The organism is Devosia sp. (assembly GCF_034675085.1).
In the GTDB taxonomy this organism is placed as follows: Bacteria; Pseudomonadota; Alphaproteobacteria; order Rhizobiales; family Devosiaceae; genus Devosia.
This window is the reverse complement of sequence record NZ_JAUCDN010000216.1, coordinates 1-5,678: the sequence shown is the minus strand read 5'-3', so window position 1 is coordinate 5,678 and position 5,678 is coordinate 1. Positions and strand designations below refer to the sequence as shown.

Annotated in this window: 5 protein-coding genes; all 5 read left to right on the top strand. The window is 65.6% G+C overall.

Annotation, left to right across the window (positions count from 1 at the left end):
* Nucleotides 1–188, top strand: a 188-nt coding sequence (locus tag VDP82_RS12995; RefSeq protein ID WP_323015271.1) for an acyl-CoA dehydrogenase domain-containing protein, incomplete at its 5' end; no start/stop codon positions are given.
* 63 nt (nt 189–251) lie between these two features.
* Nucleotides 252–2,192: a 3-hydroxyacyl-CoA dehydrogenase NAD-binding domain-containing protein gene (locus tag VDP82_RS12990; RefSeq protein WP_323015270.1), complete on the top strand. Its 1,941-nt coding sequence runs from the start codon at nt 252–254 to the stop codon at nt 2,190–2,192.
* Nucleotides 2,193–2,391: 199 nt separating this feature from the next.
* The gene (locus tag VDP82_RS12985) at nt 2,392–3,675 is read left to right on the top strand and encodes an acetyl-CoA C-acetyltransferase (protein ID WP_323015269.1); all 1,284 of its coding nucleotides are present in this window, start codon (nt 2,392–2,394) and stop codon (nt 3,673–3,675) included.
* Nucleotides 3,672–3,830: a hypothetical protein gene (locus VDP82_RS12980; RefSeq protein WP_323015268.1), complete on the top strand. Its 159-nt coding sequence runs from the start codon at nt 3,672–3,674 to the stop codon at nt 3,828–3,830. Before VDP82_RS12985 ends, VDP82_RS12980 begins: the two co-directional genes overlap by 4 nt.
* Before the next feature lie 189 nt (nt 3,831–4,019).
* The gene (locus tag VDP82_RS12975; protein ID WP_323015267.1) at nt 4,020–5,636 is read left to right on the top strand and encodes a peptide ABC transporter substrate-binding protein; all 1,617 of its coding nucleotides are present in this window, start codon (nt 4,020–4,022) and stop codon (nt 5,634–5,636) included.
* Nucleotides 5,637–5,678: the final 42 nt, after the last annotated feature.

The following is a 5,678-nucleotide window of genomic DNA, read 5'->3' as shown; positions in this document are numbered from 1 at the left end:
TCGTCCGTGCGGCGCGCAAGGGCGTGATCGAGCGGCGGCTGGACCGCGACGCCATCGAGGACGCGGTGGCGGCGGGGGTGCTCAATCCGAACGAGGCCGGCATCATGCGCGAGGCGGATGCGGCCACCGACCGGGCCGTGCATGTGGATGATTTCGGCATGGATGTGCTGGGCAAGGCCGGGGCGTAGGCGGAGCAGGGGGGCGTCTGCGCCGCCCTTCCCCTCGGGGCGAACCAAACAAGAGGAGTGACCATGACCACGCATTGGCGCTTTGAGACCGACTTCGAAAAGATCGGCTGGCTGACCATGGATTCGCCGGGCGCGTCGGTGAATGTGCTGAGCCGGGACGCCATTGGCGAGCTGGAAGCGCTGGTGGAGCGCATCGAGGCCATGGCGGCGGCGGGGGACCTGGTCGGGGTGGCATTGCTCTCGGGCAAGCAGAGCGGCTTCATCGCGGGCGCCGATGTGTCGGAGTTCGACGGGATGAGCGAGCCGGAGGTTTTGCGCGAGGCGCTGGGGCGGGCGCATAAGCTTTTCGCGCGCATCGAGGCATTGAAGGTGCCGGTGGTGGCCGGCATTCACGGCTTCTGCCTGGGCGGCGGGCTGGAGCTGGCGCTGGCCTGCCACTATCGCATCGCCGTCAATGACGACAAGACCCGGATCGGCTTTCCCGAGGTCAATCTGGGCATCTTTCCCGGCTTTGGCGGCACCGGGCGCTCGATCCGCCAGGCGGGGCCGGTGGACGCCATGGGCATCATGCTCACCGGCAGGATGCTGCGGGCCGGCGCGGCGCGTGGGCTCAACCTGGTCGACAGGCTGGTGCGCCATCGCGACATGCTGGCCTGGGAGGCGCGCAAGGCGATCCTGCAAAAGCGGCGCAGCGTGGGCGCCGGCTTTTTCAAGCGGCTCATGGCGATGGGGCCGCTGCGGGCCCAGGTGGCGGGCAAGATGCGCGCCGAGGCCGGACGCAAGGCGCGGCCGGAGCACTATCCTGCCCCCTATGCGCTGATCGATCTGTTCGAGGAACATGGCAATGACTGGCGGGCGATGATCGCCGGGGAGGCGGAGCGCTTCGTGCCGCTGATGGGCGGGCCGACGGCGGGCAATCTGCGGCGGGTGTTCTTTGCGTCCGAAGCGCTGAAGAAGCAGGGCGCGAAGGGCGCAAAATTCGCCCGCGTGCATGTGATCGGGGCCGGGGTGATGGGCGGGGATATCGCCGCCTGGTGCGCCTATCGCGGCATGAGCGTCACCTTGCAGGATCTGGACATGGGCCGGATCGAGCCGGCGCTGAAGCGGGCGAAAAAGCTGTTCGAGAAGCGCTACAAGAAAAAGCGCGAGGTGGAGGCGGCGCTGCTGCGGCTGGAGGCCGACCCCGAGGGCAAGGGGGTGGGCCGGGCCGATGTCATCATCGAGGCGGTGGTGGAAAAGCTCGCGGTCAAGCAGGCCATTTTCAGCGAGCTGGAGGACAGGCTCAAGCCCGGCGCGCTTCTGGCCACCAACACCTCCTCGATTGAACTGGAGCGCATCGCCGAGGCGCTCAAGGACAAGGGGCGGCTGATCGGGCTGCATTTCTTCAACCCGGTGGCGCAATTGCCGCTGGTGGAGGTGATCCGCTCGACCTTCAATTCCGACGAGCAGGTGGGCAAGGGCGCCGCCTTCGCGCTGGCCATCGGCAAGTCGCCGGTGGTGGTCAAGTCCGCCCCCGGCTTTCTCGTCAACCGCGTGCTCATGCCCTATATGCTGGGCGCGGTGGAGCGGGTGGAGCGCGGGGAAAGCAAGGAGCTTCTCGACGCCGCCGCCATCGCCTTCGGCATGCCGATGGGGCCGATCGAGCTGATGGACACCGTAGGGCTGGATGTGGGCCGGTCGGTGGCCGAGGAACTGGGCCATTCCGTGCCGCCCGGAAGCCGTTTCGCCGCGCTGGTGGAGGCGGGAAAGCTCGGCCGCAAGAGCGGCGAGGGGTTTTACAAATGGGTGGACGGCAAGGCGCAAAAGGGCGAAGCGCCGCCCCATGAGGACCTCGCCGGGCTGGGGCGCGACCTGGTCAAGCCCCTGGTCGATATGACGGAACAGGTGGTGGCCGAGGGCGTCGTCGCCGATGCGGGGCTGGCCGATATCGGGGTGATCCTGGGCACGGGCTTCGCCCCGTTCCTGGGCGGCCCGCTCAAGGCGCGCGCGGATGGGAGGGCGTGATGATGGGGCCGAGACGGCTTGGTTCCGATGGTTCAGTCGACACCCTCTCCCTTGCGGGGAGGGATCAAGGATGCAGGGCGTTTAGCCCAGATATCGGGGCTTCCGCACCCCCTCCCAGCCTCCCCCATCAAGGGGGAGGTGCCGCCCGGTGGATGGGGCTCGCTGGAGGCAAAACCAAGAATTGCGATGGAGAGGCGAAATGAGCGAACTCAAGCGCGTGGCCATTGTCGGGTCGGCAAGGATTCCGTTCGCGCGGGGCTATACGGCCTATGGGGAGGAGACGAACCTGTCCATGCTGGGCACGGTGCTCAGGGGCCTGGCCGAGCGCCATGGGCTGAGGGGCGAGAAGGTGGACGAGGTGGTGGCCGGATCGGTCATCAAGCATAGCCGCGATTTCAACCTGGCGCGCGAGGCGCTGCTCGATGCTGGGCTCAGCCCGCGCACGCCGGGCACCACGATGCAGATCGCCTGCGGCACGAGCCTCCAGGCGGCGCTGATGCTGGCGGGCAAGATCGCCTCGGGCGAAATCGAAAGCGGCATCGCGGCGGGCGCGGACAGCGTGAGCGACAGCCCCATCGTCTTCGGCGACAAGATGCAGCACCGGCTGGTGGCCTTGAGCCGGGCGAAGAGTTTTGGCGACAGGCTCAAGGTGTTTCGCGGCTTTTCGCTCAAGGAATTGACCCCGGTCGCCCCTTCGGTCAACGAGCCGCGTACGGGGCTTTCGATGGGGCAGCATTGCGAACGCATGGCGCGGCAATGGGCAATCGGGCGCGCGGAGCAGGACGGATTGGCGCTGGCCAGCCATCAGCATGCCGGCGCCGCCTATGACGAGGGGTTTCATGACGATTTGCTGGTGCCCTGCGCCGGACTGGTGCGCGACAACAATGTGCGGGGCGACACGAGCCTGGACAAGCTCGGAGCGCTCAAGCCCTCCTTCGACAAGAAATCCGGCCACGGCACGCTGACGGCGGGCAATTCCACCCCGCTCACCGATGGGGCGGCGGGGGTATTGCTGGCCAGCGAAGCGTGGGCGAAGGCGCGGGGGTTGCCCATCCTGGCCTATCTCAGCGCCGGGCAGGTGGCGGGCAATGATTTCGCTCATGGCGAGGGATTGCTGATGGCCCCGACCATCGCGGTCAGCGACATGCTGGCGCGCAAGGGGCTGGGGTTCGGCGATATCGATTATTTCGAGCTTCACGAGGCCTTTGCCGCGCAGGTGCTGTGCACCATGAAGGCCTGGACCGACCCCGACTATTGCCGGGACGTGCTGGGACGCGACAGCGTTCTGGGCGAGATCGAGCCGGAAAAGCTCAATGTGAAGGGCTCGAGCCTGGCCTATGGCCATCCCTTCGCGGCGACGGGGGCGCGTATCCTGGGGGTGGCGGCCAAGCTGGTCTCGACGGCGCCGGCGAAACGCGCTTTGCTCAGCGTGTGTACCGCCGGCGGCATGGGTGTCGCCGCTCTGGTTGAAAGTGCCGCATGAGTGACAATGTCGTAAAATTCCGCCCCCGCAAGCCCGAGGGCAAATCCCCTTCACCCCGGCCGCCGCGCCCGCTGCCGGGCTGGCTGCCCTTCGCCGTGCTGATCGCGGCGGGCATCGCGATCTATTTGGTTCAGCAGGCGCTTGGGCCGGGATGAGGATGTTCATAACCGGGCGCAAAGGCGCATTTAAAACGATCTTTTGCTTGTCAGTGGACGGAATAGCAAGATACCGTCCAATCAGCTTGACCTTCTGGTAAAAACCGGACGGTCCTGATCCATTCCGCGGCCCGAGAGGGACAGCGCGGGGAGAAAAACGTCAAGAATTCCATGAGGAGATGGGACGGAATGAATTTCACCACAGCTTTGAAGGCGGTCGCGACCGCCGGCGCCATGGCGCTGATGATGAGCACGGCGGCCTCCGCCGTGACGCTGCAGATGCACAATGGCGCGGATCCCGGTTCGATCGATCCGCACAAAGCCTCGGGCGACTGGGAAAACCGCGTCATCGGCGACTATATCGAGGGCCTTTTGACCGAAGACGCCGCCGGCGATGCCATTGCCGGCCAGGCCGAGAGCTGGGACATCTCGGAAGACGGCACGGTCTACACCTTCCATCTGCGCGACGGCATCACCTGGAGCGACGGCGTGCCGGTGACGGCGGGCGATTTCGTCTATGCCTTCCAGCGCCTGTTCAACCCCAACACCGCCGCCGACTACGCCTATCTGCAATTCCCCATCCTGAATTCGGAAGCGATCAACTCGGGCGAGATCACCGATTTCGACCAGCTCGGCGTCAAGGCCCTCGACGACAAGACGCTGGAAATCACCCTCAACGCATCGACGCCCTTCTTCCTCGATGCGCTGACCCACTACACCGCCTTCCCCGTGCCCCGGCATCTGGTGGAAAAGCTGGGCGATGACTGGACCAAGGTGGAGAACGTCGTCGGCAACGGCCCCTATCTCATCAAGGAATGGCTGCCGGGCTCCTATGTCCGCTCGGAAAAGAACCCCGACTATTACGACGCCGCCAATGTGCAGATCGACGAGGTGTTCTACAACGTGCTGGAAGACCAGGCCGCCGCGCTCAACCGCTACCGCGCCGGCGAGTTCGACATTCTGACCGACTTCCCCGCCGACCAGTATCAGTGGTTGCAGGACAACATGGCCGGCCAGGCCCATGTGCAGCCCTTCCTGGGCATCTATTACTACGTGATGAACCAGGAAGAAGGGCAGCTCCTGTCCGACATCCGCCTGCGCGAAGCGCTCTCCATCTCGGTGCTGCGCGACGTGATCGGGCCCGACATCCTGGGCACCGGCGAATTGCCGGCCTATGGCTGGGTGCCCCCGGGCACCGGCAACTACGTCGAGAACGCCTATCATCCGGCCTGGGCAGACCAGACCTATGACGAGCGCGTCGAGCGGGCCAAGAGCCTGCTGGCCGAGGCCGGCTACGGCCCGGACCATCCGCTGACCCTGCAACTGCGCTACAATACCAACGACAACCCCAAGCGCATCGCGGTGGCCATCTCCTCGATGTGGGAGCCGCTGGGCGTCAAGGTGGACCTGTTCAACGCCGAAACCGCCGTGCATTACGATGCGCTGCGCGCCGGCGACTTCCAGGTCGGCCGCGCCGGCTGGCTGCTCGACTATAACGACCCCTCCAATACCCTGGACCTGCTCAAGACCGGCGTCAGCCAGGGCGATTCCATCAATTGGGGCAATAATTACGGCCGTTTCTCGAACGATGAGTTCGATGCGCTGATGGTGCAGGCCTCGTCCGAGCAGGACCTGGCCAAGCGCGGCGAAATGCTGGCCGCAGCCGAAAAGATCGCCATGGATGAGTTCGCCGCCATCCCGATCTACTGGTACGTGTCCAAGAATGTCGTCTCGCCCAAGATCACGGGCTTCGAGGACAATGCCAAGGACATCCACCGTACCCGCTGGCTGACCAAGGCCGAGTAAGGCAAAATGCAATCGTGGGGGGCCGGCGGCCCCCACCAACTA

Excerpts from the sequence above, each read along its gene's own strand:
- VDP82_RS12990 (WP_323015270.1), top strand. The coding sequence starts at position 252 with ATGACCACGCATTGGCGCTTTGAGACCGACTTCGAAAAGATCGGCTGG.
- VDP82_RS12985 (WP_323015269.1), top strand. The coding sequence starts at position 2,392 with ATGAGCGAACTCAAGCGCGTGGCCATTGTCGGGTCGGCAAGGATTCCG.
- VDP82_RS12980 (WP_323015268.1), top strand. The coding sequence starts at position 3,672 with ATGAGTGACAATGTCGTAAAATTCCGCCCCCGCAAGCCCGAGGGCAAA.
- VDP82_RS12975 (WP_323015267.1), top strand. The coding sequence starts at position 4,020 with ATGAATTTCACCACAGCTTTGAAGGCGGTCGCGACCGCCGGCGCCATG.